Origin of the sequence: Streptomyces sp. NPDC001401 (assembly GCF_042895385.1) — a bacterium.
GTDB lineage: Bacteria > Actinomycetota > Actinomycetes > Streptomycetales > Streptomycetaceae > Streptomyces.
In genome coordinates, this window is sequence record NZ_JBIAWI010000037.1 from 17,638 (window position 1) to 40,495 (window position 22,858).

Here is a 22,858-nt window from a genome sequence, read left to right on the forward strand (position 1 = left end):
GAGACTCCGTGGTCCCCGCCGGTGTGGGGGTAAACCGCTCAAGGTCCTCAACGACGCCAGTACCAAGAAGTGGTCTTCCGCCGGTGCGGGGGTGAACCGCGGCGCTCGCAGGCGATGTGGTGGTAGCCGGCGCCGTAGAGGCCGCCGTCTCTGTCCGACGGAACCGAACCATCGGCACCGGGCGTCTGACGTCTCGGCAAACCGATCGACCATGGATCACCGACCAAGGACGTGGCAGAGGTGTCCCTTGAGTTCGCATCAACGACGGGCAGCCGGCGCACATCTGCCGCGTCGGCCGTCGCGCTGCTCCTGCTCGCCGCCGCCCTGACCGGCTGCGACAGTTCCACTGACACGAAGACGTCCGCCACCTCCGGCGCCCTGCGGGCCGGCGCCTCCGGCTGCCCGAAGACCCGGGGCGATTCCGTCATCCCGTCGGGCCTCGCTCGCCTTCACCATCAGCGGCCCGCAGAGAATCCCCACATTCAGCGGCGGTCTCCAGATCCACTACCGCGACCGATGGTGCGAGATCGCCACCCGGATGCAGAACGAATCCGAGGACTCCCCGTCCCTCTCCGCCGCGATCCCGCTCACGCTGGACCCGCACAGCAGCCCCGTCCTCCACTTCCGGCTCTCCGGTTCAAGGCCGACGCCCGGGGGCCGCTTCGAGGATGTCGTCGGCTACACCGTCGAGGTCAACCTGCTGGCCACCAAGGACGTCCGAGGCCACCAGCTCCACTTCGACCTCGCCCCGGACTCGACAACCGGCCCGACGTCAAGCTCCGCATCCCCCTCATGAGACGGGACAGCAGCGCAAGATTTTCCTGTCCGAGCCCATCGATGAATGGACCGTCCCGCGCCGTCCCAGGCAACGGGACAGCCCTTAGAGATCGCATGGCATTCAAACTGTCCGAGACAGGGAAAACTTGATCTTCGACAGTGCTGGACGATCACATGATGCGCCTGGAACAGGCCACCTCACCCGTCAGTGGGAGCAGGCGATGTCAGACGCGGCGGGCATCCTGTCGACCATGGATGAGATCGAGACTCGGCCGCTGCGCGACCGCGACGAACTGGACTCGGTGTTACGCACCGGCTTTGACCTGATCAAGGCTGTCGATCCGGGGCTGCGGTACCGGCTCGTCGGCACAGCAGCGGCTTGCCTGCAAGGCGGCGACCTACCGGTGGGCGACATCGACATCCCCGTTGACCGACGTCAGGACGTCGACGCCGTTGCCGTAGCACTGGCGCACTTGCCATGTCTGACCGCTCCGCAACGGCTCGCATCGGCTCCGCAGTACTTCGCCGAGTACAGCCTCGACGGCGTCGGATTCGGCGTCAGCACCGTGGAAGTACCGTGCGACGAGGATGGATGGGAGTGCCAGGGACCCAGCCCTTGGCGGCACTACGCCACCGTGGACTGCGGCGGGCACCACATTGAATGCGTGCGGCTGGAGCTGAGGCTGACCACCGAGTTCCTCCGCGATCGCCCCGACCGCTACCAGCCACTCCTGGCCCACCTCGGCGCTCATGGCGCGGACCTCGAACTCCTGCAACAAAGCATGACCGTGCGCAAGATCCCTGAGCCGCTCGCGCGCCTGACCCGAGGACTTCAAGCGACCGGAAAACCGAAAACGTAGATCGGTTTCAGAGCGAACCGAGTCGTCATTCGAGGCCACAGAGCCCCGGTGCCGGAGGACGTGGCGAACAGCGGCCGGACCTCCTCGTTCCGCTGCTGGAGGATCTCCGCCGCCGGCCAAGGGCCAGATGCCTGAGCCGGCCCGGCACGTGTCGGCAAGCACCTCACGAAGCCCTGGCACCGCGTCAGAGAGCTGATCACGGGAACCGGGTTCAGGTCACAGCAATCGGTCGACCAGCCCGTCGATGTAGTCAGGGGCGAGCGGGCCCATGCCGAACAGGACGCGGATATACATCGGGGCCAGGATGTGGTCCAGCACGTCGAACGCGTCGGGTGCGTGCTCGCCACGGTCGTGGGCGCGATCGAGCATGGACTGCAGTTGCCGGGTGCGTTCGGCGAGGAGGTCGGCACCAGCCTGCACGCCCTGCTGACCGCTGCTCGACAGGGCGACGGCCAGGTGCAGCACCGCCGGACCGTCGGGTCCGGTGATCTCGCGGGCCACTTGGGCCGCGTAAGTGCGCAGGTCGCCGGCGAGGCTCCCGGTGTCGGGCATCGGCGACTGCGCATTGAGGCGGGTGAGCGCCACGTCGGTGAGCAGGGTTTCCAGGCTGCCCCACCGGCGGTAGATGCTGCTGTCGGCTACGTCTGCGCGGGCTGCGACCTCGCCTACGGTGAAGTTGCCGTAGCCGCGCTCGCTGATCAGGTCGGTGACGGCCTGGTGCACCTGCGCGCCGACGCGGGCGCTGCGCCCGCCGGGCCGCCGGGCTCGCTGTCGCTCGTTCATGCCCCTCACCTTAACGCAGTCACGACTTGCGTTTGCGAGGCGAACCTCCCTATAGTCACCTAACGCAGTTGCTGACTGCTTTAGGCCGTTCAGTGTCAGGTGTATCGCCACCCGCCTCGAACGCGACCGGGCACACCTAATGATTGAGGGGGAATCCATGGCTGCATCGCATGCGACCGTAGGCAGTCGATCGAACCGGGCCGTGCTGCTCACGGTGACCTGCCTGGGCCAATTCATGGTCCTGCTCGACAACACGATCGTTGGAGCGGCACTGCCCGATATGCAGCACCGGCTGCACACTGAGCTGACCGGACTGCAATGGATCGTCGACGCGTACGTACTGCTGGTCGCCATGCTGCTGCTGTCCGGCGGTGTCTTCGCCGACCGGTTCGGCCGCAAGCGGGTGTACCTGACCGGCGTGGCGGTGTTCACCGCGGCGTCGCTGCTGTGCAGCCTCGCACCCTCGCTCGGCTGGCTGATCGCCGGCCGGGTACTGCAGGGCATCGGGGCCGCAGCGCTGAGCCCTGCCTCGCTCGCCCTGCTCGCCGCCGCCTATCCGGCGCCGCAAGAACGGATCAAGGCGATCGGGATGTGGGCCGGATTCAGCGGAATCGGTCTGGCCGCGGGCCCTGTGGCCGGCGGCGTGCTGACGGATGCCTTCGGCTGGCCCGCCATCTTCCTGGTGAATCTGCCCATCGGCGTGGTCCTGCTGCTGGTCGGTCTGCGCAGCCTTGAAGAGACCCGTAATCCAAGCGCCCCCGCGATCGACATCCCGGGGACGGTGCTGTCCGTTCTGGGGGTGGGGGTACTGACCTACGGGCTGATCGAGGGTGGTGCCCGCGGCTGGACGTCGCCGGTGATCCTGAGCAGCTTCACCGTCGCGGTGATCCTCCTCGCCGTCTTTGTCGCCGTCGAGGCGCGTCGTTCTGCGCCTATGCTGCCGCTGCGGCTGTTCCGGCAGCGCCTGTTCACCGTGTCCAACACCGCCATGGTCGTGGTGGGGTTCGCGCTCATGGGTTCGTCGTTCTTCTTCTCCCAGTTCTTCGTGTACGTCCAGGGCAGCTCGATCCTGCGCGCCGGCCTGCAGACCCTCCCCGTCTCCCTCGCCATGGTGATCGTCAGCCCGTATGCGGGCCGTCTCGCCGCGCGGCACGGCTTCCGCATCGTGGTCACTACCGGCCTGGGCCTGGCCGGCCTGGGACTGCTGGCACTCGGCATGGTGCACGCCGACACCGGCTACGGGAACGTGTGGTGGCGACTGGGAATCGTAGGCACCGGCTTCGCCCTGACCATGTCCCCACTGACAGGTGCCGCCATCCAAGCAGTCAGCCCGCAGGAGGGCGGCCTCGCATCAGGCATCAGCAGCACCACACGGCAGATCGGCGCGGTGCTCGGCGTGGCGGTACTCGGAGCCATCGTCCGCACCCGGCAATCCGGCGGCGCCTCCTTCGAGACCGGCCTCAACAGCGCCTTCCTCGCGGCCGGCGCCATCACATTGGCCACAGCCGTGTTCACCGGCCTGTGGCTGGCGAGGGCCAAGCCCGCGGAAGGCTCCGTGGCGCCGCAACGTTCCACCGATCCAGATGCGGTCACCACGTCGAACGTGGCATCCGCGAACCGCCGTTGACAACGACAACAGTCTCGGCTGGGAGGTGTCCCGCTGGAGGCTCCTCCAGCGGGACACCTCCCAGCACACACCAGGATTACGCCGTAGGTCCACCAGCCAGGTCCACCAGAGAGGAACCGACTCCCGGATGCCGCCCGTTCCCGCTGACCCCACCGTGCTCCACCCGATGCCCGAGCACCCGCGCGTGGTTCTGCTCAAGCCGCTGGTGAAGTCGCCGCTGATCGACGTCGGTGACTTCTCCTACTACGACGATCCGGATGACCCGACCGCGTTCGAGACGCGCAACGTCCTTTACCACTACGGTCCCGAGCGGCTTGTCATCGGCAAGTACTGCGCGCTGGGGACAGGCACCCGGTTCATCATGAACGGCGCCAACCACCGCATGGACGGTCCTTCCACCTTTCCGTTCCCCACCATGGGGGGTTCCTGGGCGGAGCACTTCGACCTGATCAGCGACCTGCCCGGCCGGGGCGACACGGTCGTCGGCAACGACGTCTGGTTCGGCCACGGCGCCACGGTCATGCCCGGTGTACGCATCGGTCACGGCGCGATCATCGCCGCCGGCGCCGTGGTCACCGGAGACGTCCCCGACTACGGCATCGTCGGCGGCAACCCGGCCCGGCTCATCCGCACCCGCTACGACGCTGCGGACATCGCCCGGCTCCTCGCCGTGGCGTGGTGGGACTGGCCCCTGCAGTCCATCACCAGGCACGTACGGACGATCATGTCGGGGACCGTCGCCGACCTGGAGGAGGCCGCAGCGCAGATCGGCTAGCCCTGACACCGCGTTCTCGCCCACACCGCCCGCATCCGTCCCGCGCCAGAAACGAGTAATCGCCCATTCCCGTCGCCGCGCCCCTATCGCGATGGTCGGCGTCCCCATAGTCAGCCATGTCCACCCAGCCTGGCGCTCATCTGTGAGCTGGTGGCCCGCGGGCACCGAGTCACCTACGTCAACGACCCGTTCACGGCCGACCGGACCGAATCCGCTGGCGCGGAGCTGGTGCCGTGCACCTCCACGTTGCCCTTCGCGGAAAATGACGGGCCTGCCGATCCCACCGCCACGACGAGCCTCCCGGCTGGCGCCGTCCTCTTCCGAGGACCTGTACCTGCACTACAGGCGCAGTGAAAATCACCCGCAAAAAGTGCGGGGCCGCGGAGTGGATTCGGATGATGTACGCGCAGCGGCGCACCCCCCGCCCCGAACCGCCACTGCCGAGATCAGCCGCCACGAAACTCGCGGCAGCTGACCTCCATAGCGGCGCACCTGGGGGGGGAGGTGGCGAGCTGTTCACCCGCATCGGGCTGATCGACTTTCAGATCTGTCCGGTGTGCCGCCGCCCAGGTCCCGTCCGGGACTTGGGCGCCGGTGCCCCTCAGAGTGCGGGGTCAACCGTCAGAGTGCTGGGTCAGCCGTCGGCCTCAGGGCGCTCGCTGCCGGCACCTCGGTCCGCGTACTGGCCGGACAGGAGGTGCAGACGAGGAGTCCGGCGGCGAGCAGCACCAGGTTCTTCACCACGAACTCGCCGGTCATCGTCAGCTCCCACACGTGACCGTGGATAAACGCCTGGCCGGGGAGGAAGAGCAGGACGCCGAAGGTCCCGGCCATGTGGGCACCGAAGACCGGTGCCAGGTACAGCAGCGCCCGGCCGGCCAGGAACCACACGCCGATCGCGACCTCGACAGCTCCCACCACCGGAACGAACCATGCCGGCGTGGCGAACGGAATCACGTCGCGGACCAAGTCCGCGACCGGCGTGTCGTTCGTCAGCTTCAGGGCGCCGAACCAGATGTAGACGAGGCCGAGAGTCGTACGGACGAGGACGACTCCCCACCGCTGGCATAACTCAACGGCACGCATTGCAACCGTGCGTAACAATAACAGGGCGTGACTGTGCACAGGATTCTCCTTGGGTCGCCGCTTTCCTGGATTTTCGCGGTTACGGAATTCATCCCCTTGCGTACCCTCCGTAAGACTCGCTGGTGAGCGAAGGGAGTATGCGGGGGGCGTATGCATCAGCACCCGGTTCCCCCGCATGCGCACGCAGGAATGGATGGCGCCGGTTTGGCGCCTGCTTGCCGGGTACACGTCGGCCGACACCGTGAGAGCTGCCACCGATGCGAATGCGGTCGTATGGCGAGCTGACTGTCAGGAATCAGGGGACCGAAAGAATGCCACCGAACCGGTCGCGCAGGTCACCATGGCGGGCGTCAGCACCCGCAGCCTCTACATCGAGCCGGGCGCCGTGCCCTGGTTGCCCGCCCGCTGCCAGGCCGTCGACGTCTCGGCCTTGCTGCGGGAACTGATCCTGGCGGCAGTGGAGATGGAGCCGTTCCACCCCGAGCACAGCCGTGACGCCGCGGTCGCCGCCCTCGTCCTGCACGAGCTGAGGAACCTCACGCCGCTACCGCTCGAAGTCCCGTTGCCGTCCCATCCACAACTGCGCCACCTGTGCGAGGCGTTCCTGCAGAAGCCGACCATCCACGACCCGCCGGCCCGCTGGTGCGCGGCCCTCAACATCAGCGAACGCACCCTCGCCCGCCTCTTCCGGCGCGGCACCGGCCTGAGCTTCTCCCAATGGCGGCGACGAGCCTGCATCCTGCACTCCCTGGAGCACCTCACCGCGGGCATGCCCGTCACCCGCATCGCGGCTCTGCTCGGCTACGACAATCCTGCGGCCTATACGGCCGCGTTCGGAAAGCTCCTCGGCCGACCACTGACGGCCTACCGGAGCCGGCGTTCCTGACCAACGCCCCTTGCGGCCCAGCTGGGGCGTGTCAGTAGCTTTGTGTAAGTCCTTGGGGTTCACCTGGTGTTGAGCCGGTCCTCGAAGAAGAGTGAGAACTGGTTCAGCGCCTTCTTCCAGTGTGCCGCGACGTGGTTGACATCGCGGGCCTTGGGGGTGATCAGCTCGCGGACGGCGAGGTAGAGCACCTTCAGCGCGGCCTGCTCCGAGGGGAAGTGCCCACGGTTGCGGGTGGTCTTGCGAAGCCGCGCGTTGATCGACTCGATCAGGTTCGTCGAATACACGACCTTCCTTATCTCGGGCGGGAAGGCCAGGTAGGGCGTGAACTCGTTCCAGGCGGCCCGCCAGGTGCGCACGACGGCCGGGTAACGCTGGCCCAACTCCGATGCGGTGAAGTCTGCAAGCGCCTGCTCGGCGGCCTGTTCGGTGGGCGCGGTGTAGATGGCCCTGAGCGCCGACACCACCGCCGGATGGTGCTGTTTGGCGGCCAGCCGCAGCGATGCGCGAATCAAGTGGATCACGCAGGTCTGGACCGTGGCCTTGGGCCAGGTCGCGGTGACCGCATCCGGCAGGCCCTTCAGGCCGTCGCAGGCGACGATGCAGACGTCTTCAACTCCGCGGTTGCGCAGTTCGGACAGGACGGTCATCCAGGTCGTGGCGCCCTCTCCCTCGTCGCCGACCCACAGGCCAAGGACGTCCTTGCAGCCGTCCATGTCGACCCCGACGGCGAGGTAGACGGGCTTGGAGGCGACCGATCCGGACCGGATCTTGATCCACAGTGCGTCGATGTAGATGATCGGCCAGATGGCGTCCAGCGGCCGGTTCTGCCAGGCGGCGAGCTCGTCGGCGACCGCGTCGGTGACCTTGCTGATCAGATCGGGTGACACCTCGACCCCGTACATGCCGGCCAGGTGGGAGCGGATGTCCCGCACCGACATGCCTCGCGCATACAGCGACAGGATCTGCTCGTTGAAGCCCGCCAGCCGCCTCGCGTGCTTGGGCACGAGCTTCGGCTCGAAGTCACCGTTGCGGTCCCGGGGAACCGCCACGGTGACCGCGCCCGCGTCGGTCAGCACGGTCTTCGGCGAGGTCCCGTTGCGGCTGTTGCCCGAGCCGCGGCCGGCCGGATCATGCTTCTCATAGCCGAGATGTTCGCTCATCTCGGCATCCAGGGCCCGCTCCAGCACAGCCCGGGTGACCTCGGTCAGCAGCCCGCCCTGGCCCAGCAGAGCGGCTCCCGAGGCGTCGGCGCGGTCCATCAGCCGCTCAACGACCTCGTCCACCAGCTTGTCCTCGACCGACTCGACAGCCGAGGCATTCTCGTTGTCCGTCATGCCATGTCCGTCCCAGCTGACCAGAGCCCGAGCCTGGGCTCCGGCCAGCCTGTCACATCACGGACTTACACGATCTTTCAGACACGCTCCCCAGCTGTGTCTCTTTCGCGAGTGGTGCGGGATCAGTGGGCCCGCGGCGGCAGGTGCCAGGTGTGGAGGTGCTCCCAGGTCATGGTCCGCCACCACTCGGCGGACCAGTCGGGGCTGTGGAAGCGGTAGGCGTTGACCACCCGGGCGGTGAAGGCGGGGGTGGGAGTGACGGGGAGGTCCTGAATGAACTGCTCGACCTCCTCTGTCAGGTCGGGCCGGGCGTACAGGTCGTGGGAGGCCAGGGAGAGGCGGGCGCGGAAGGTGTCGGGCGCGTAGCGGTGGGGGTGTGGGTCGTCGGGGTTGCGGAGGTCGTCCAGCGCCGCGTTGACCGTGGCGGCCAGGTCGGCGAGGCCCGGTTCGTGGTCGCCGTGCAGGGCGTAGGCGATAGTGGGCCCGACGCGGACCAGGGTGCCGGGATTGCGCACGCCGAAGGCGGTGGTGCCGGCTGCGGACAGGCCGGCCGAGACATGGTCGATGACCGCGCGGTCGGCGGTCGGCGGTGGCGGTGTCGTTGCGGGCGACGACGACGTGCCCGGCGAGGGTGGCGTGCGGAGGGAAGGCGCCGGCGGAGACGAGGCCGTACTGCTGCCGTACGGCGGTCGTGACGGTGGTGACGGCGAGGCTGGTGGCGGCGTCGGGGCGCAGGAAGACGCCGTAGCGGTAGCCGCGGTGGCCGGAGTGCTCGCCGTGGCCGCCGGTGCGGGGGTGCTGGTGGTTCACTGGCCGGCCTGCTTGCGGTACTGGGCGATGTCGCGGTCGGCGGCGCTCTGGGCGTTCTTCAGGGCGGTGTCCAGTGGGGTACGGCCGGAGAAGGCGCTCTGCAGGGCGCTGACGACGTCGGTGCGGATCTGGGGCAGGGCGCCGGTGAGGCAGCCGGCCGTGGCGGTGACCGCCGGAACGGCGTCGAGCTGGGTGGCGGCGGTCTTCACGACGGGGTTCTCAGCGAGGAAGGACTTCCAGCCGCTGTCCGTGTCGACCTGGCGGTTGGCCGGCAGGTAGCCGGTCTTCCGGGCGAACTCCGCCTGTGCCTTGGCGGAGGTCAGGAAGCCGATGACCTGCCAGGAGGCGACCTGCTCGGCAGCGCTGTGGCCGGGTCCGTCGACCCACAGGGCGGCGCCTCCGATGACCGGGCCCGAGGACGCCTTTGGACCGGACAACGGGTACGGGTGGGCCGTCACGGGGAAGTCCGCACCGGAGGTCGCCGTGTTCGCGGCCCCGCTGCTGCCGAAGATCATGGCGACCTTGCCGCCCTGGAACGCCTTCACCGCGTCGGCGCCCGCCGTGCCGGTGTCCAGGGCCGCGCCGCTGGTGTACAGGTCGGCGACGGTCTTGATGGCGGCCTTCTGGTCCGGGGCGGTGAGGGTGACGCCGGAGGGGTGCTTGCCGGCGCGACCGTTGTCCGGGGTGCAGTAGGTCTGCCCCGCGGCGGCCGTCAACTGCTCGGCCCACCAGCCGTCGAAGGGCTGGTCGAGACCCTTGACCCCGGGGAGCTTCGCGTGAACGGTGCGGGCGGCGGCCACCTGCGCGAGGGTGTTCAGCCGGGTGTCGGCGGGCAGCCCGGCCTTCTTCAGCAACCGTGTGTTGACGTAGAGCAGCGGGGTGGAGGTGTTGAAGGGGACGGCGAGCAGTTTGCCGCCGGCGCTGTAGTAGCTCGCGGCGGCCGGGCGCAGCGAACCGGTCGGCACGGTACCCCGGTTGGCCTTGTCGAGGGCGGCGGCGCTGACGCTCTGGCCGGCGTCGGCGAGGTAGCCGGTGCTCACGTCGTACGAGAGCAGGATGCTCGGGGTGCTCTTGTCGCGTACGGCGGCGCTGTACTTGGCGAGCGCGTCCGCGTAGGCGCCCTGGTACACGGCCCTCGCCTTGATCCTGCCCTTGTGGGCGGCGTTGAACTCGGCCAGCAGCCCGTCGAGGGCAGTGGCCGAGTTGGTGTCCAGGCCGTGCCAGAGGGTGACGGTGATCTCGCCCTTGTGGCCGGCCAGCGCCGAGGGGCCGGGCGCGGTGGCCTCGGCGATGGTGCCGGAGCCGCCTGTCGAGCCTCCGCAGCCACTGACGAGGGTGAGAGCCAGGGCGGTGGTGACAACAGCCATCGATGCGGAAACGGTTCTTCTCATGGTTCGCTCCAGAACGTGTGCGGGTGAAAGAGGTGCGCGTGGAAGAGATGCGGGCGGAAGAGGCGCGGGTGGAAGCGGTGCGGGGGAACGGGTGCGTGACGGATCGGGGACACGTCAGCGGATCAGGGAAAGGGAAGGAGACGTCCGGCTGATCACGGAGACGTCAGCGGACGCTGCCCGCGGCAAGGCTGCGGACCAGGAAGCGTTGGCCCACGGTGACGAGCACCAGGGTGGGCAGGAGGACGAGGACCAGTCCGGCGTAGAGCACTGCGGGGCCGGTGGACTCGGCGCTGGTCAGCTGGGCGATGCCCACCTGGACGGTGCGCCGGTCAGGCGAGTCTGTGATCAGCAGCGGCCAGAGGTAGCCGTTCCAGGCGGAGAGCGCGCTCCACAGGGTCGCGGCGGTCACCTGGGGTCGCGCCATCGGCAGGATGACGAGGAACAGGGCGCGCAGATCGCCGCAGCCGTCCAGCCGGGCGGCCTCCCACACCTCGCGCGGCAGCGACACGAACGCCTGCCGCAGCAGGAACACCGGATAGCCGGCGGCGAGGAAGGGCAGGACGACGCCGAGCAGGGTGTCACGCAGTCCGAGGTCACTGGCCAGCGTGTAGTTGGGGATGACCAGGCTCTCGCTGGGGATCGCCAGGGTGGCCACGATCAGCGCGAACATCACCGTACAGCCCCGCCAGCGCGGGAAGACCAGCGCGTACGCGGCAAGCGCCGAGGTGATCAGCTGCGCCGAGGTCTGGAGCACGACGACCGCCGAACTCACCGCGTACTGCCTGCCGAGCGGCACGCTGTCGAGCGCGGTGCGCAAGTCGTCCAGGGTCAGCCGGTGCGGCAGCAGCACGCCGCGGGCGACGTCCTGCGCGGGCAGGAAGGCACTCAGCACGCTGACATAGGCGGGGAAGCCGACGAGCAGGGCCAACGCGAGGAGCCACAGCCAGCGGGCGGCGGTCCAGGCGTCCGTGCGGGGCAGTGCGGGCGGCAGGGCGCTCACGAGGTGGTCACCTTCCGGCTCCAGGACGCGAACTGGGTCACCGTCACCAGCGCCACCAGGACGACCAGTACCACGGCCACCGCCGAGGACCGGCCGTAGTCGGGCAGCCCCGCGCCGAACGCCCGCCGGTACAACTCGTAGACGAGGGTGGTGGTCGAGCCGGACGGGCCGCCCTTGGTGAGCACCTGGACCTGGGTGAAGATCTGCAGGCCGCTCACCGTCTGGGTGACCGCCAGGAAGAACAGGCTCGGCGACACCAGCGGCACGATGATGCTCCGCACCAGCCGGACACCGCCGGCTCCGTCCAGTTCGGCGGCCTCAAGTACCTCGCCCGGCACCCCCTGGAGGGCGGCCAGCAGGACGAGGAAGGTGAATCCGAACTCGTACCAGGCCGTGGTGACCGCGACGCACAGCACAGCGAGCGTCGGCGACTGGAGCCAGTCGGGGCCGGGCAGTCCGAACCAGGCCAGGACCTGGTTGAGAGTGCCGACCGAGGGCGCGAACATTCCGGCGAAGCAGGTGGCGGCGGTGGCGGCCGAGTAGGCGAACGGCACGGAGAACACCGTGCGGAACACCGGTCCACCGGGGATACGGCGCCGCAGCGGCAGGGCCGCGGCCAGAGCGCCGCCCGTCGCGAGCGCCGTACTGAGCACGCTGAGGACCAGGGTGGTCAGCAGGACCCGGCGGCTCGCGGGGTCCGTGAACAGCTCGCGGTAGTTGTCCAGCCCGACGAACCGGGTGGGGTTTCCGAGCAGGCCGGTGCCGCGGAAGCTCAGTCCGACCGTGGCCGCGAGCGGCCGGTAGAGGAAGACCAGCAGAAGCACGAGGGCCGGGGCCAGGAGCCACGGGCCCAGTGTTGCGCCTCTGCGTTTGCGCTGATCACAGCGATAGGGAACGTTCCCGAACGTGAGCGAGAGAATAAGCACGCGCCGGACAAACGGGCAAGGTGCAACACGGAAACAGTTGTTGAACGCGACCAGTCGCCCGGCGGGATGAAGCGGCGTGAGCGTGTGTGGTCGTCAGATGTGCCGCGGTGCCGTGGTGCGGCCGGCGACCAGGGTTCCGCGGAGGGCGAGATGGGGAACGTCCCCGGGGTACGGGCGCGAGCGGCCCAGGACGAGGTCTATCGCCCGGCGGCCGATCTCCGTCACGGGCTGGCGCAGGGTGGTCAGCCCGAGCACCGGCGTCGACAGGGGCGCGACACCGTCGAAGCCGGTCAGCGACAGGTCACCGGGCACGCTCAGCCCCCGGCCGTGCAGGAACTCCGTCGCGGCGAGCACCGCGTGGTCCGAGGGGCACGTGGCCGCCGTCACCCGCTCCGGCGCACCGCCCGCGGACAGCAGGAAACCGACTGCCCGCGCGACGCTGTCCGCGCCCTCGTCCAGCTCGACCACGACCGGCTCGGCCCCCGCTTCGCGCAGCGATCTGACCATTGCGGTGCCGCGTTCGTACTGGGTGATCGACAGCCTCTGCGGCACCATGAGCACCCCCACCCGGCGGTGACCGAGCCCGGTGAGATGCGCTACCAGCTGGGCGGCGCCGTCCTGCTCGTCGCAGTAGACGCTGCCGAGCGCGGGGTCCCGTTCTGGCCGCCCGGCGACCACGGTGGGCACATGCTGGACGAATGGCGTGATGTCCGCCGCCGAGAGCAGTCCACTGCACACCACCAGTCCCTCCACGCGCAGCGACAGCAGGGTGCGCAGCGCGTTGCGCTCCTGGGTCAACTCGAAGGCGCCGGTGCCTGTGGTCGCGACCACGCGGTAGCCGAGGTGTGCAGCGCGCTCCTCCAGGGCCGCCTGGAGGTGGCCGTAGAACGGGTTGGGTGACATTGCGCACCAGGACCCCGATGGTGTGGGTGCGTTGCGCGACGAGTCCCTGGGACATGGCGTTCTTGACGTACCCGAGGCGCCTCGCGACCTCCGCGACGCGCCGCCTGGTGTCCTCGTTGACCCCGCCCTGGTCGAGCAGGGCCCGCGACACCACGGACTTCGACACGCCCGCCTCACGTGCGATGTCGATGATCGTGGGCGCCTTCGTCGGCCTGCTCTCCGTCACGCGGCAAGTATCACACCCGTGGATGCGAGGCCGAGGTGGCCGATGCCCTGCCCGGACGCCGCTCTACGGCCCGCGGTGCGCCCTCGGCGTCGTGGCGGCTCGTCGCGACCGCGGACTCGCACCGGATCCGCCCGCCGAGGAAGCCATGGACCCATCCGCGTCACAGGAACTCGGCCCGGGTGTCGCCCTCGCGGGCGGCGTCCGCGTGAGTGCACCCGGTCGCCGGACCCGAGCACGCGGTCGCGGGGCGGCAGAGCGGCGTGTCACGGCCGCGCGTGTCACGGGGTGGCCGCTGTCGAGGCGCGGGCGGAGCGCCCGGTGAGGTTCTCCGGCCGCAGGATCGTGTCCAGTTGGCCGGCGGTGAGAAGACCGCTCTCCGCGGCGAGGTCTCTTGACGGGGCGGCCGGTGGCCAGGGCCTGGCAGGCGAGGGCGGTGGAAGCGGCGTATCCGATGTGCGGGGAGAGTGCGGTGACCAGTGCGACGGACCGGTGGACGCTGTCGTGGAGGTGCTCGCGGTTGGCGGTGATGCCGGGGACGCAGCGGGTGGCGAGGGTGTCGCAGGCGGCGCGCAGGTGGGTCAGTGAGCGCAGCAGGCTGTAGGCGATGACGGGTTCGAAGGCGTTGAGCTGCAGCTGTCCGGCTTCGGCGGCCATGGTGACGGTCAGATCGTTGCCGATGACCTCGAAAGCGACCTGGTTGACGACCTCGGGGATCACCGGGTTGACCTTGCCCGGCATGATCGACGAACCGGCCTGCACCGGCGGCAGGTTGATCTCGCCGAGCCCGGCGGTGGGGCCGGAGGAGGTCAGGCGCAGGTCGTTGCAGGTCTTGGAGAGCTTCACGGCGACCCGCTTGAGGACGCCGGAGAGCTGGACGAAGGCCCCGCAGTCCTGGGTGGCCTCGATAAGGTCGCCCGCGGGGCGGACGTCCTCGCCGCTGATCTCGGCGAGGTACGCGCAGGCGAGTTCGGCATAGCGGGGGTGGCCGTTGATGCCCGTACCGATCGCCGTGCCGCCGAGGTTGGACTCCAGCAGCAGGGCCGCGGCCTCGACGAGGCGTTGGCGGTCCTCCTCGATCATGACGGCGTACGTGGTGAACTCCTGGCCCAGCGTCATGGTTACGGCGTCCTGGAGCTGGGTGCGGCCCATCTTCAGTACGTCGCCGAACTCGGCCGCCTTCTCGGTGAACACCGCGGCCAGTGCCTTCAGTGAGCCGCCGAGCCGGCGCAGCGAGGTGACCAGGGCGAGGCGTACGGCGGTGGGGTAGACGTCGTTGGTGCTCTGGCCGAGGTTGACGTGGTCCAGGGGGTGGATCACGTCGTAGCGGCCGCGGGGGTGGCCGAGGATCTCCAGGGCCCGGTTGGCGATGACCTCGTTGGCGTTCATGTTCGTCGAGGTGCCGGCGCCGCCCTGGACGGGGTCGACGACGAACTGCCGGTGCAGGCGCCCGGCGCGGATCTCCTCGCAGGCGCGGATGATCGCCTGGGCGATGTCCGGCGGCAGCAGGCCGAGTTCGCGGTTGGCCCGCGCGGCCGCCTGCTTGACCGCCGCCAGCGCCGCGATCAGGTCGGGGAACTGGGCGATGGTCGACCCGGTGATCGCGAAATTCTCCACGGCCCGCACGGTGTGCACGCCGTAGTAGGCGTCGGCCGGAACCTCCTTGTCGCCGATCAGGTCGTGCTCGATACGGGTGGCCTGAGCCATTGAGTGCTCCGTCATTGAGTGCTCCTCGTTCGCGCGGCACCTCTTGACAGGCGGCCGTCTCCGGCCTCAGTGTTACCGGCCAACACGCAGAACGCAATATATTGCACACTGGATTGGCCGGAGGATCACATGAACACCGCGCACACCCGCCCCACCAGCACAGACGCCCCACCGAGTCCTTGGAGGCGATGTCTGCGGATGCCGATCGGCATTCAGTCGCTCATCGCCGTGGGCCTCGGCGCCCTCATCGGAACCTTCGCCCCGTCCGCGGGCGAGCAGATGAAAATCCTCGGCGACGTGTTCGTGAACCTGGTGCAGGTCGTCGTCCTGCCCCTGGTCTTCCCGCTCATCGTGCTGGGCGTCGCCCGCATGGAGTCGGTCAAGAAGGTCGGCCGGATCGCCGGCAAGGCCATCCTCTACTTCGAACTCGTCACCACCGTGATCCTGCTGATCGCGGTGGGCCTGGCCAAGCTGACGGGCATCGGCAAGGGCGCCCCCGTGCACGGGGCCGACGGCAAGGACCTCGACGGCCTGAGCCACGGCGTCGACTTCCACGCCCTGCTCCTGAACGCCGTGCCGAAGAACATCTTCGCCGCGTTCGGGGAGGGCAACCTGCTCGGCGTGATCGTCTTCGCCGTCCTCGTGGGCGTCGCCATGGCCGCGATCGGCGAGAAGTCGGCTCCCCTCGCCAACCTCCTGGACTCCGTCGCCGCGGTGATGTTCAAGGTCGTCGGCTACGTGATCAGGGTCGCGCCGCTGGGCGTGCTCGGCTTCATCTCCTACGACGTCGCGTACTACGGCTTCGGCAACCTGCGCAGCCTGCTGGGCTTCATCGCGGTCGTCTACGCGGGCCTGGCCATCGTCCTCGGCGTGCTCTTCCCGCTCATCGCCGCGATCTTCCGCATCCGTTACGTCGAACTGCTGAGGTCGATAGGCGGGCTGGCCGGGATCGCCTTCGTCACCCGCAGCTCGGAATCGGTCCTGGCCCCGCTGATGGGCAAGTTGGAGGACTTCGGCCTCAGCCGCTCCACGACCTCCTTCGTCGTCCCCCTCGGTTACTCCTTTAACACCGACGGCTCCGTCCTCTACCAGGCCGCCGCCCTGGTCTTCCTCGCCAACGCCTACGGCGCCGACACCTCCCTGCCCGCCCTGCTCCTGATGGTCGGCGTGCTGGTGATCCTCTCCAAGGGCATGGCCGGCGTCGCCTCCGCGTCCATCGTCGTCCTGATCGCCGCCGGCAACTCCATCGGCCTGCCTGCCGAGGGCATCGCCCTGCTCCTCGGCGTGGACTTCATCGTCGACATGGCGCGCACCGGCGTGAACGTCGTCGGCAACTCGCTGGCGGCGGCCGTGGTCGACAGTTCGGAGAAGCGGCGCGAGGCCAGGCTCGGCAGTCCTGCGGCCACCCCGGCCGAACCCCAACTCGCGGCCCTGGAAGAGGAACCCGCACGGTGACCATCGACAACCGCATGGCCGACGGCGAGATCATCGGCATCCTCGGCGGCATGGGGCCGGCTGCCACCGCCGACTTCTACGCCAAGCTCGTCGCGGCCACCCCCGGCACCGGCGACCAGGACCACCTCCGTACGGTCATCTGGTCCGACCCCACCATCCCCGACCGCACCGAGGCCCTGCTGGGCGGCGGCCCCGATCCCACGCCCTGGCTCCTGCACGGCGGCCGCGTCCTGCGTGAGGCCGGTGCCACCGTCATCGCCATCCCCTGCAACACCGCCCACGCCTTCGTCCCCCGCATCGCCGGTCATGTGGGCCTGCCCATCGTCCACATGATCGGCGAGACCGCCCGGCATCTGACCGCCCTGCGCCCCCGCATCCACACCGTCGGACTGCTGGCCACCACGGGCACCGTCCGCGCCGGTCTCTACCAGGAGCGGCTGGAGAGCGTCGGTATCCGCCTCGTGCTGCCCGACGCCGCGGCCCAGGACGCCGAGGTCATGGCCGCCATCCACGCGGTGAAGGCGGGCACCCGCGACGACACGGCGACCGCGCTCCTGGCCCGCGCCGCACATCGCCTGACGGAACAGGGAGCGCAGGCGGTGATCGCCGGCTGCACGGAGATCCCTCTCGGCCTGCCCGCCGACGCCGTGGCAGTTCCCCTCGTCGACCCGGCGCTCGTCCTGGCCCGGGCTCTCGTCCGCCGGGCCAGGCCCGCGGGCACGGCAGAACGGGACGACGGAGGAGCGATGTATCGTACGCAATATGTCACTTGACCGCCCTGTCTCACGCCGTCTCCTCAGCGACGAGGTCTTCGAGCGGCTCCGTGACTCGATCGTGCGGGGCGAACTCCTGCCCGGTGAGAAGGTCAAGGACGGCGATCTCGCCGAGCGCCTCGGACTCAGCCGGACGCCGGTGCGGGAGGCACTCGCCCGGCTCGCCGACATCGGTCTGGTCGAGGCCAAGCCCGGCGTCTACACCCGCATCACCACCCTCAACCGGCGCGACGTCGAGAAGACCCTCGCCGTGCTGCGCTCCCTCGACCAGCTCGCCGTCGAGACGGCGGTCCCGGCCATGACCGAACAGGACCTGGACCGCATGCGCGAGGCCAACCACGACTTCGAACGGGCCGTCGCCGCCAACGACACCACCGCCGCGCTCGCCGCGGACGACCGCTTCCACGCCGTACCCATCGCGGCTGCGGACAACCCCGTACTCAGCCGGATCGTCGAGCAACTCCACCCGCAGATCCACCGCATCCTCTACCGCAAGTTCTCCACCCTGCTGGGCGGCCGCAACACCATCGGGCACCACGACGAACTGATCGCAGTCTGCGCGGGCGGCGACGCCCGCGCGGCCGCCGAACTCTCCGGTCACCACTGGTCCGAACTCGGCGGCCACATCAACGAACTCTTCGACACCAACCAGTTCACCGAAGCGGCGACCGGCTGAAACACAGGGCCAACTCAGCTCTATGCCTGCCCGTTCCGCTGGCAGGGGGTGCCGGTGTGCATGTTGGACGAGGCTCCGTCGATGACGGAGCTGAGTCGGTCGCGGGCGTGGGCGAGGTCCGCGATGCGCTGGTCGAGGTGCTTGCGTTCCGCGGCCAGGCGCTGAAGGAGTTCGGGGGTGGCCTTGCCGTCGATGACGCAGGACGCCAGTTCGGCGATGGCCTTGCTGCTCAGTCCGGCGGCGTACAGCTGGCGGATGAGGTGGATCCGGTCGACGGCGCTGTCCGCGTACTGGCGCTGGCCGCCGCTGCTGCGCTCCGAGGCGAGCAGGTTCTGTTGTCCCCGCCGACGCGGGGGTGAACCGTCCGTCGCCGGGTGCGTGATCGTCCTCAACTCGCCGTCCCCGCCGACGCGGGGGTGAACCGCCGCACACGTCGGCCTGCCACAGGGTTTGCACGTGGTCCCCGTCGGTGCGGGGGTGAACCGGCACTGGAGCACACGGGGAACGTAGTTCAGACGTCGGCGAGGTTGCCGCGGTGGAACTCCTGGCGGGCCGTTTTCACGGAAGGGCGGAAGAGGGCTCCTGTGCTCACTCGTTCGGGTTACTTCTCCGAGGGTCGGATGAATGCGCCCTACAGGTGAAGTGGCATTCCCTGGGTCTGTCGTCGTCCGTACCTGTGCGGCAATGCTCCGAAAGTGATCGGATTTGACTGCGCGTTGTCGTATGTGGCTGTTCAGTTGGTTCATGAGGCGTGACGGGTTCCGTTTTCACGGGCCCGCGGTGACGTGGTGTTGGTCAGGGCTCGCCTATAGCGTTCTTCCGCACATGAGTCGGGGCCCCTGGGAAGAGGGGCCCCGACGGTGAACCATGCCTCACGCTTTCCCGAAGGAGTTGCAACATGACTCACGTTCGCCGGCTGCTCGTATCGCTACGTCCGGCAGCAACAGAAAATAGCATTCCGCTGGTTTTGCTCGCCCAAACCCATTTGCTGAGTTGTCTGGCCGTCAAGGTGCGCTGGGGTGCGGCCGCCATGTCGTCGTTGGCGGCAGTGTCGGCGGCCTGTGGTCCGGTGGTGCCGGAGAAGGTGTGGTGGGGCGTCGTGGCGGGGGCGATCACCGACGGGTCGGTGTTCAGCTACCAGCGCTTCCGCCGTCGCTGACACGTGCGGTGTGGGCGGGGCTCCCGTCGAAGGGCGTCCCGCCTGCACCGCGGTGCAGTTCGGCCTGGGGCGGGGTGGTGCGGGTTTCCGCTCCCGGGGATGCCACAGACTCAGCGGATGGACGAAAAACATGAAGCAGAGCGGAACACGCTCCTCACACGGTGAGCCGTATGAGTACGGCACCTGCGGGTTCGCGCCGTGCGGGCGCCGGTTTCGGCGGCTGAAACGGCCGGGCCGGCCGCGAACGTACTGCCAGGACGTCTGTCGGCGGCGCGCGCAGCGGATGCGCAGCCGCCAGCAGGGGCTGGAGCCGGCAGTGGTGTACTCACCCCGCTGGGGGCCGGGGGTTGCGCACCGGCTGCAGGCACTGGCCGCAGAGCTGGTGGAAGCCGAACACCGGGGCAGCGACCTCGAAGAACTGGTCGGACATGCCGCGGCCGTCGGCGCCGAGGTCACACACTATCTGGGAGCAGCCGTACACGATGCCCGTGCGCAGGGCACCAGTTGGGGCGAGGTGGCGCGCAAGACCCGTGTCAGCGAGGCGACGGCGCGCGCCAAATGGGGAAAGCGAACCCTTCGGCGGCAGATGCGCCAGCGCGCCCAACAGGCTGCTGCCGTCCCCCTCGCAGTGCCCGCCGAAGCGGGATTGCCCACGGGAGCATCGGAGCACCGGCAGCGTCTGGGCACGGCGGTATCGTTTCTCCTGCGCTCGAAAGAGGTCACGGCGCAGTCGGTGGCGCGGGAAGCCGGTGTGTCCCCCTCGTGCCTGTCCCGGCTGCTGACCGGGCAGCGGATCCCCGACTGGCCAACGGTGTTCACCGTGGTGACGGCGGCCGGCGGGCGGCCCGAGGAGTTCCGGCTGCTGTGGGAGTGGGCGCGGGGGCAGCGTCAGACGCCCCGAAGTTCCGCGACGGCTTCGCTGGCCCGGTTCCACGGCGCGCTGCGCGGCCTGCAGTGGGCTTCGGGACGGACGGCAGGCACCCGCCCCCCGCAAGGCGAAGGCGTACGCGGCGACGTTCTCACCGCTGTGCTCAGCGGTGATCTCGTTCCTGACTGGGCAACGACGCACCAGGTCGTGCAGCAGCTGGGCGGGAACCCGGCTCAGGTGCGGCCGTTGTGGGAGGACGTCCAGTACACGTTCCTGATCGCGCACGACTTCTTTCCGGCTCTGGGAGTTTCTGGTGCGAGCGACCTCTCTTGACAGGGCTTGGGGCCGCCGTGGGTGGCGCGATCACCTGGCGATCCGACGGCGGCCATCCCCGGCTGCACCCCCCTCGTCCCCCCGGACGGCGGTGCTGGCGGCATCACGGGCCGGACGATCGGAGGTGGAGATCGGCATGCCGGCGGCCTTCGCCGCGTTCTGCCAGCGCCACCTCGACATTTACATCCGCTATGCGCTGCTTCGGGTCGGGGACGACCGGCAGGCGCGGGTGCTGGCACAGGCAGCGCTGGGAGATCTGGCCATGGCGTGGGCGGAGGCACTGCAGAGCCCGTCACCCGCTGCGCTTGCCTGGCGGCTGCTCGCCGCCCGCATCAGCGGCGTGGCGCCGGACGACCTTCAGCTGTACCGGGTGCTGCCCGCCCTGCAGGCGGATGCGGTTTTGCTGCGCTACCGCTTGGGCCTTCCTGCCGCGGAGGCCGCCGAGGTCATGGGCTGGCAGCCGGGCGAGTTCACCTGTCTGCTGAAGGCGGCCGTACGCTCCGGCGCAGCAGCCTGAAACCCCCTGATCACAAACCGGCGACGTGGCGCGCCCGCGTACGCCGGCCCCCGACCACCCCCGGTTCGGGCCACCGGGCTGCAGTTTCACTCCTGAGGGGGGTACACGAAAGTGTCTGCCGGGGTGGATCATGTGGTGCGTAACTCCTAGCATGGTGCGCCTACTTGACACGCCGTCACATAGGTTTTCCTGTGCGGGAGTGTGCGGCGGTGACGGCATGCGGGGGCGCGCAGAATTGATCGATGTGAGCCAGGCCAGCGATGCACGCATCTACAGCTTCCTGCTCGGCGGGAGCGATCACTACGGGGCCGACCGGGAAGCCGTCAGGTGCCTGTTGGACGTGGTCCCCAACGCCCGGCAACTCGCCCGCATCAACCGGCAGTTCCTGGTCAAAGCCGTGCGTTATCTCGCGGGAGCCTGCGACATCGGCCAGTTTCTCGACCATGGCGCGGGGCTGCCCATGCCCCGCAACAACGTCCATCAAGTAGCCCGCCGCGCCAACCCGGCCGCCCGCGTGGTCTATATCGACCACGATCCGGTGGTCCTGGCACACGCCCGCATGATGGTGGACGACGCCCACACCCTGATCCTCGATGCCGACATGCTCGACACCGGCCACATCCTCGCCACCAGCAGGCAGGCCGGTTTCCTCAAGCGCGACGCGGCGGTGGGGGCGCTATTTCTGTGTGCGTTGCACTGCATCGCTGACGAGCGCAACCCCTGGCAGCGCGTGACAGACCTGATGGACCAGCTGCCGTCCGGCAGCTGTCTCGTGCTCAGTCATCTCGTCAGCGACGATGCCGCGCTGCGTGAAGAAGCCTCCCGGCTCATGCGACGGCTCACCGGCCGGCAGTGGGCCCGGGTGCGCTCGCGTGCCGAGGTCGAGCGCTTCTTCGACGGTCTGGAACCGGTGGGCGGCCCGATTGGCGACGTCGCACGCTGGAGGCCCGGCACCGACCTGAAACTCCCGCTGCCCGAGGCAGCCTGGATCATCTACGGCGGGATCGCCCGCAAACCCTAAGGAGTCTTATCTCACTTGGCCAGGCCGTCGATGTAGCGCTGCAGCAACGCGAGTGTCTCGTCGCGGGTGGTCGCCCGGTGCCACAAGGTGGTCAGCACAAGCCGGTGGCGGTCCACGTCCTGGGTGTTGGTCAGGTAGCTGCCCCCGTTGTGCACCTCGAGATACACCATGTCCTCTTCCCGGTCCGCGGGAAACGACAGGTAGGTGATGGACGGGGCCGGGGCCATGGCCTCGTCGCCCACGCTGAAGGGCAGCACACGGATGTGGATGTGTTCTGCGTTCTCCTCGAGATTGTACAGCTCGCGCAGCTGCTGACGCATGACAGCCGCTCCGCCGATCGGCCGGGCCAGCACGGCCTCGTCCACCAGGGCGTAGTAGTTGGGCGCGTCGGCCTCGTGCAGAAGCTGCCGCCGCCGCTGCCGCACCCTCACCACGCGTTCACGCCACGCCTGTTGCTTATCGGCATCGTCGGAGGAAATGTCGGGAAGAGCGTGCTGCGCGAGCACGCGCGCGTACTCAGGCGTTTGCAGCAGGCCCGGCACATACTGCACTTCATAGGTGCGGATCTCCTCGGCGGCCGTCTCGACGCTGATGAGACGCTCCAGCCAGCCGGGGATCACGTCCCGGAACTCCTCCCACCACAGCGTCTCGCGTGATCTGCTGGCGAGCTTGACCAGCGAGTCGAGCTGGCGCTCGCTGGTGACCCCGTAGAACTGGGCCAGGTCCAGCACCATGTTCGCCTTCAGCGGCGTGGTGCCGTTCTCGATGCGGCTGAGTGTCGCCACAGAGCCGACCACGCCGGCCCGCACCACATCCGCCAGCCGCAGGCCCTGCTCCTTGCGCAGCCGGCGCAGGTGAGCTCCCACCACCCTGCCTGCGCCGGCCGGAAGGCTGCCGGGATCGTCGCTGTCCCCGACAGTCCGGAGGACTTGACCGTCCGACACTCAGACTCCTTGATCACCCATGGT

At 69.1% G+C, this 22,858-nt stretch carries 22 protein-coding genes and 3 pseudogenes; 13 read left to right on the top strand and 12 right to left on the bottom strand.

Annotated elements, in window-relative coordinates; translation table 11 throughout:
• Window positions 1–538: 538 nt before the first annotated feature.
• Both ACFY10_RS53885 and ACFY10_RS53890 read left to right on the top strand, forming a co-directional pair.
• Window positions 539–796: a hypothetical protein gene (locus ACFY10_RS53885; RefSeq protein ID WP_390672781.1), complete on the top strand. Its 258-nt coding sequence runs from the start codon at window positions 539–541 to the stop codon at window positions 794–796.
• A gap of 232 nt (window positions 797–1,028) precedes the next feature.
• The gene (locus ACFY10_RS53890) at window positions 1,029–1,637 is read left to right on the top strand and encodes a hypothetical protein (RefSeq protein WP_390672782.1); all 609 of its coding nucleotides are present in this window, start codon (window positions 1,029–1,031) and stop codon (window positions 1,635–1,637) included.
• A gap of 216 nt (window positions 1,638–1,853) precedes the next feature.
• On the opposite strand, the gene ACFY10_RS53895 is transcribed toward ACFY10_RS53890, so the two are convergent.
• On the bottom strand, window positions 1,854–2,420 hold the full coding sequence (locus tag ACFY10_RS53895; protein WP_390672783.1) for a TetR/AcrR family transcriptional regulator: 567 nt from the start codon (window positions 2,418–2,420) through the stop codon (window positions 1,854–1,856).
• Between the two features lie 157 nt (window positions 2,421–2,577).
• Between ACFY10_RS53895 and ACFY10_RS53900 the strand changes: the two genes are divergently transcribed.
• The 3 genes and pseudogenes from ACFY10_RS53900 to ACFY10_RS53910 all read left to right on the top strand — a co-directional run.
• Window positions 2,578–4,047, top strand: a complete 1,470-nt coding sequence (locus ACFY10_RS53900) for an MFS transporter (RefSeq protein ID WP_390672784.1) — start codon at window positions 2,578–2,580, stop codon at window positions 4,045–4,047.
• A 127-nt stretch (window positions 4,048–4,174) separates the two neighbouring features.
• Window positions 4,175–4,822, top strand: coding sequence for a CatB-related O-acetyltransferase (locus tag ACFY10_RS53905; RefSeq protein WP_390672785.1), 648 nt, complete (start codon window positions 4,175–4,177; stop codon window positions 4,820–4,822).
• 91 nt (window positions 4,823–4,913) lie between these two features.
• Window positions 4,914–5,122 (top strand): annotated as a pseudogene (locus ACFY10_RS53910) (glycosyl transferase); the annotation flags it as partial.
• 321 nt (window positions 5,123–5,443) lie between these two features.
• On the opposite strand, the gene ACFY10_RS53915 reads toward ACFY10_RS53910, so the two are convergent.
• Window positions 5,444–5,908 (bottom strand): hypothetical protein, encoded by a 465-nt coding sequence (locus ACFY10_RS53915; RefSeq protein ID WP_390672786.1) that lies wholly within the window; start codon window positions 5,906–5,908, stop codon window positions 5,444–5,446.
• Window positions 5,909–6,248: 340 nt separating this feature from the next.
• Here ACFY10_RS53915 and ACFY10_RS53920 point away from each other — a divergent pair, with 340 nt between their 5' ends.
• A complete protein-coding gene (locus tag ACFY10_RS53920; protein ID WP_390672787.1) occupies window positions 6,249–6,794 on the top strand; it encodes an AraC family transcriptional regulator in 546 nt (181 codons plus the stop codon).
• Window positions 6,795–6,853: 59 nt separating this feature from the next.
• On the opposite strand, the gene ACFY10_RS53925 is transcribed toward ACFY10_RS53920, so the two are convergent.
• The 8 genes and pseudogenes from ACFY10_RS53925 to ACFY10_RS53960 all read right to left on the bottom strand — a co-directional run bounded on the left by ACFY10_RS53925 (window position 6,854) and on the right by ACFY10_RS53960 (window position 15,088).
• On the bottom strand, window positions 6,854–8,128 hold the full coding sequence (locus tag ACFY10_RS53925; protein WP_390672788.1) for an IS256 family transposase: 1,275 nt from the start codon (window positions 8,126–8,128) through the stop codon (window positions 6,854–6,856).
• Window positions 8,129–8,250: 122 nt separating this feature from the next.
• Complete coding sequence (locus ACFY10_RS53930; RefSeq protein ID WP_390672789.1) at window positions 8,251–8,643, bottom strand: hypothetical protein; 393 nt, start codon at window positions 8,641–8,643, stop codon at window positions 8,251–8,253.
• Window positions 8,644–8,934: 291 nt separating this feature from the next.
• The gene (locus ACFY10_RS53935; RefSeq protein WP_390672790.1) at window positions 8,935–10,329 is read right to left on the bottom strand and encodes an extracellular solute-binding protein; all 1,395 of its coding nucleotides are present in this window, start codon (window positions 10,327–10,329) and stop codon (window positions 8,935–8,937) included.
• 163 nt (window positions 10,330–10,492) lie between these two features.
• A complete protein-coding gene (locus ACFY10_RS53940; RefSeq protein WP_390672791.1) occupies window positions 10,493–11,329 on the bottom strand; it encodes a carbohydrate ABC transporter permease in 837 nt (278 codons plus the stop codon).
• Window positions 11,326–12,153 (bottom strand): carbohydrate ABC transporter permease, encoded by an 828-nt coding sequence (locus tag ACFY10_RS53945; protein ID WP_390672792.1) that lies wholly within the window; start codon window positions 12,151–12,153, stop codon window positions 11,326–11,328. The genes ACFY10_RS53940 and ACFY10_RS53945 overlap by 4 nt, the downstream gene beginning before the upstream one ends.
• A gap of 195 nt (window positions 12,154–12,348) precedes the next feature.
• Complete coding sequence (locus ACFY10_RS53950; protein ID WP_390672793.1) at window positions 12,349–13,158, bottom strand: LacI family DNA-binding transcriptional regulator; 810 nt, start codon at window positions 13,156–13,158, stop codon at window positions 12,349–12,351.
• A gap of 70 nt (window positions 13,159–13,228) precedes the next feature.
• Window positions 13,229–13,384 (bottom strand): annotated as a pseudogene (locus ACFY10_RS53955) (LacI family DNA-binding transcriptional regulator); the annotation flags it as partial.
• A gap of 278 nt (window positions 13,385–13,662) precedes the next feature.
• Window positions 13,663–15,088, bottom strand: a pseudogene (locus ACFY10_RS53960) (aspartate ammonia-lyase).
• A 198-nt stretch (window positions 15,089–15,286) separates the two neighbouring features.
• Between ACFY10_RS53960 and ACFY10_RS53965 the strand changes: the two are divergent.
• The 3 genes from ACFY10_RS53965 to ACFY10_RS53975 are packed head-to-tail and all read left to right on the top strand — an operon-like array spanning window position 15,287 to window position 17,992.
• Window positions 15,287–16,543 (top strand): dicarboxylate/amino acid:cation symporter, encoded by a 1,257-nt coding sequence (locus ACFY10_RS53965; RefSeq protein ID WP_390672794.1) that lies wholly within the window; start codon window positions 15,287–15,289, stop codon window positions 16,541–16,543.
• On the top strand, window positions 16,540–17,316 hold the full coding sequence (locus tag ACFY10_RS53970; RefSeq protein ID WP_390672795.1) for an aspartate/glutamate racemase family protein: 777 nt from the start codon (window positions 16,540–16,542) through the stop codon (window positions 17,314–17,316). The genes ACFY10_RS53965 and ACFY10_RS53970 overlap by 4 nt, the downstream gene beginning before the upstream one ends.
• The gene (locus ACFY10_RS53975; protein WP_390672796.1) at window positions 17,306–17,992 is read left to right on the top strand and encodes a GntR family transcriptional regulator; all 687 of its coding nucleotides are present in this window, start codon (window positions 17,306–17,308) and stop codon (window positions 17,990–17,992) included. The genes ACFY10_RS53970 and ACFY10_RS53975 overlap by 11 nt, the downstream gene beginning before the upstream one ends.
• Window positions 17,993–18,012: 20 nt before the next feature.
• On the opposite strand, the gene ACFY10_RS53980 is transcribed toward ACFY10_RS53975, so the two are convergent.
• Window positions 18,013–18,384, bottom strand: coding sequence for a MerR family DNA-binding protein (locus ACFY10_RS53980; protein WP_390672797.1), 372 nt, complete (start codon window positions 18,382–18,384; stop codon window positions 18,013–18,015).
• Between the two features lie 506 nt (window positions 18,385–18,890).
• Here ACFY10_RS53980 and ACFY10_RS53985 point away from each other — a divergent pair.
• From ACFY10_RS53985 to ACFY10_RS54000, 4 genes are all read left to right on the top strand, one after another.
• Window positions 18,891–19,151 (top strand): hypothetical protein, encoded by a 261-nt coding sequence (locus ACFY10_RS53985; protein WP_390672798.1) that lies wholly within the window; start codon window positions 18,891–18,893, stop codon window positions 19,149–19,151.
• Between the two features lie 316 nt (window positions 19,152–19,467).
• Window positions 19,468–20,352, top strand: coding sequence for an XRE family transcriptional regulator (locus ACFY10_RS53990; RefSeq protein ID WP_390672799.1), 885 nt, complete (start codon window positions 19,468–19,470; stop codon window positions 20,350–20,352).
• Between the two features lie 136 nt (window positions 20,353–20,488).
• Window positions 20,489–20,869: a hypothetical protein gene (locus tag ACFY10_RS53995; RefSeq protein ID WP_390672800.1), complete on the top strand. Its 381-nt coding sequence runs from the start codon at window positions 20,489–20,491 to the stop codon at window positions 20,867–20,869.
• A gap of 217 nt (window positions 20,870–21,086) precedes the next feature.
• Entirely contained in the window at window positions 21,087–21,890 is an 804-nt protein-coding gene (locus ACFY10_RS54000; RefSeq protein ID WP_390672801.1) for an SAM-dependent methyltransferase, read from the top strand.
• An 11-nt stretch (window positions 21,891–21,901) separates the two neighbouring features.
• On the opposite strand, the gene ACFY10_RS54005 is transcribed toward ACFY10_RS54000, so the two are convergent.
• Window positions 21,902–22,834 (bottom strand): helix-turn-helix domain-containing protein, encoded by a 933-nt coding sequence (locus ACFY10_RS54005; RefSeq protein WP_390672802.1) that lies wholly within the window; start codon window positions 22,832–22,834, stop codon window positions 21,902–21,904.
• Window positions 22,835–22,858: the final 24 nt, after the last annotated feature.

Excerpts from the sequence above, each read along its gene's own strand:
- ACFY10_RS53885 (WP_390672781.1), top strand. The coding sequence starts at position 539 with ATGCAGAACGAATCCGAGGACTCCCCGTCCCTCTCCGCCGCGATCCCG.
- ACFY10_RS53890 (WP_390672782.1), top strand. The coding sequence starts at position 1,029 with ATGGATGAGATCGAGACTCGGCCGCTGCGCGACCGCGACGAACTGGAC.
- ACFY10_RS53895 (WP_390672783.1), bottom strand. The coding sequence starts at position 2,420 with ATGAACGAGCGACAGCGAGCCCGGCGGCCCGGCGGGCGCAGCGCCCGC.
- ACFY10_RS53900 (WP_390672784.1), top strand. The coding sequence starts at position 2,578 with ATGGCTGCATCGCATGCGACCGTAGGCAGTCGATCGAACCGGGCCGTG.
- ACFY10_RS53905 (WP_390672785.1), top strand. The coding sequence starts at position 4,175 with ATGCCGCCCGTTCCCGCTGACCCCACCGTGCTCCACCCGATGCCCGAG.
- ACFY10_RS53915 (WP_390672786.1), bottom strand. The coding sequence starts at position 5,908 with ATGCGTGCCGTTGAGTTATGCCAGCGGTGGGGAGTCGTCCTCGTCCGT.
- ACFY10_RS53920 (WP_390672787.1), top strand. The coding sequence starts at position 6,249 with ATGGCGGGCGTCAGCACCCGCAGCCTCTACATCGAGCCGGGCGCCGTG.
- ACFY10_RS53925 (WP_390672788.1), bottom strand. The coding sequence starts at position 8,128 with ATGACGGACAACGAGAATGCCTCGGCTGTCGAGTCGGTCGAGGACAAG.
- ACFY10_RS53935 (WP_390672790.1), bottom strand. The coding sequence starts at position 10,329 with ATGAGAAGAACCGTTTCCGCATCGATGGCTGTTGTCACCACCGCCCTG.
- ACFY10_RS53950 (WP_390672793.1), bottom strand. The coding sequence starts at position 13,158 with ATGTCACCCAACCCGTTCTACGGCCACCTCCAGGCGGCCCTGGAGGAG.
- ACFY10_RS53965 (WP_390672794.1), top strand. The coding sequence starts at position 15,287 with ATGCCGATCGGCATTCAGTCGCTCATCGCCGTGGGCCTCGGCGCCCTC.
- ACFY10_RS53975 (WP_390672796.1), top strand. The coding sequence starts at position 17,306 with ATGTCACTTGACCGCCCTGTCTCACGCCGTCTCCTCAGCGACGAGGTC.
- ACFY10_RS53985 (WP_390672798.1), top strand. The coding sequence starts at position 18,891 with ATGACTCACGTTCGCCGGCTGCTCGTATCGCTACGTCCGGCAGCAACA.
- ACFY10_RS53995 (WP_390672800.1), top strand. The coding sequence starts at position 20,489 with ATGCCGGCGGCCTTCGCCGCGTTCTGCCAGCGCCACCTCGACATTTAC.
- ACFY10_RS54000 (WP_390672801.1), top strand. The coding sequence starts at position 21,087 with ATGCGGGGGCGCGCAGAATTGATCGATGTGAGCCAGGCCAGCGATGCA.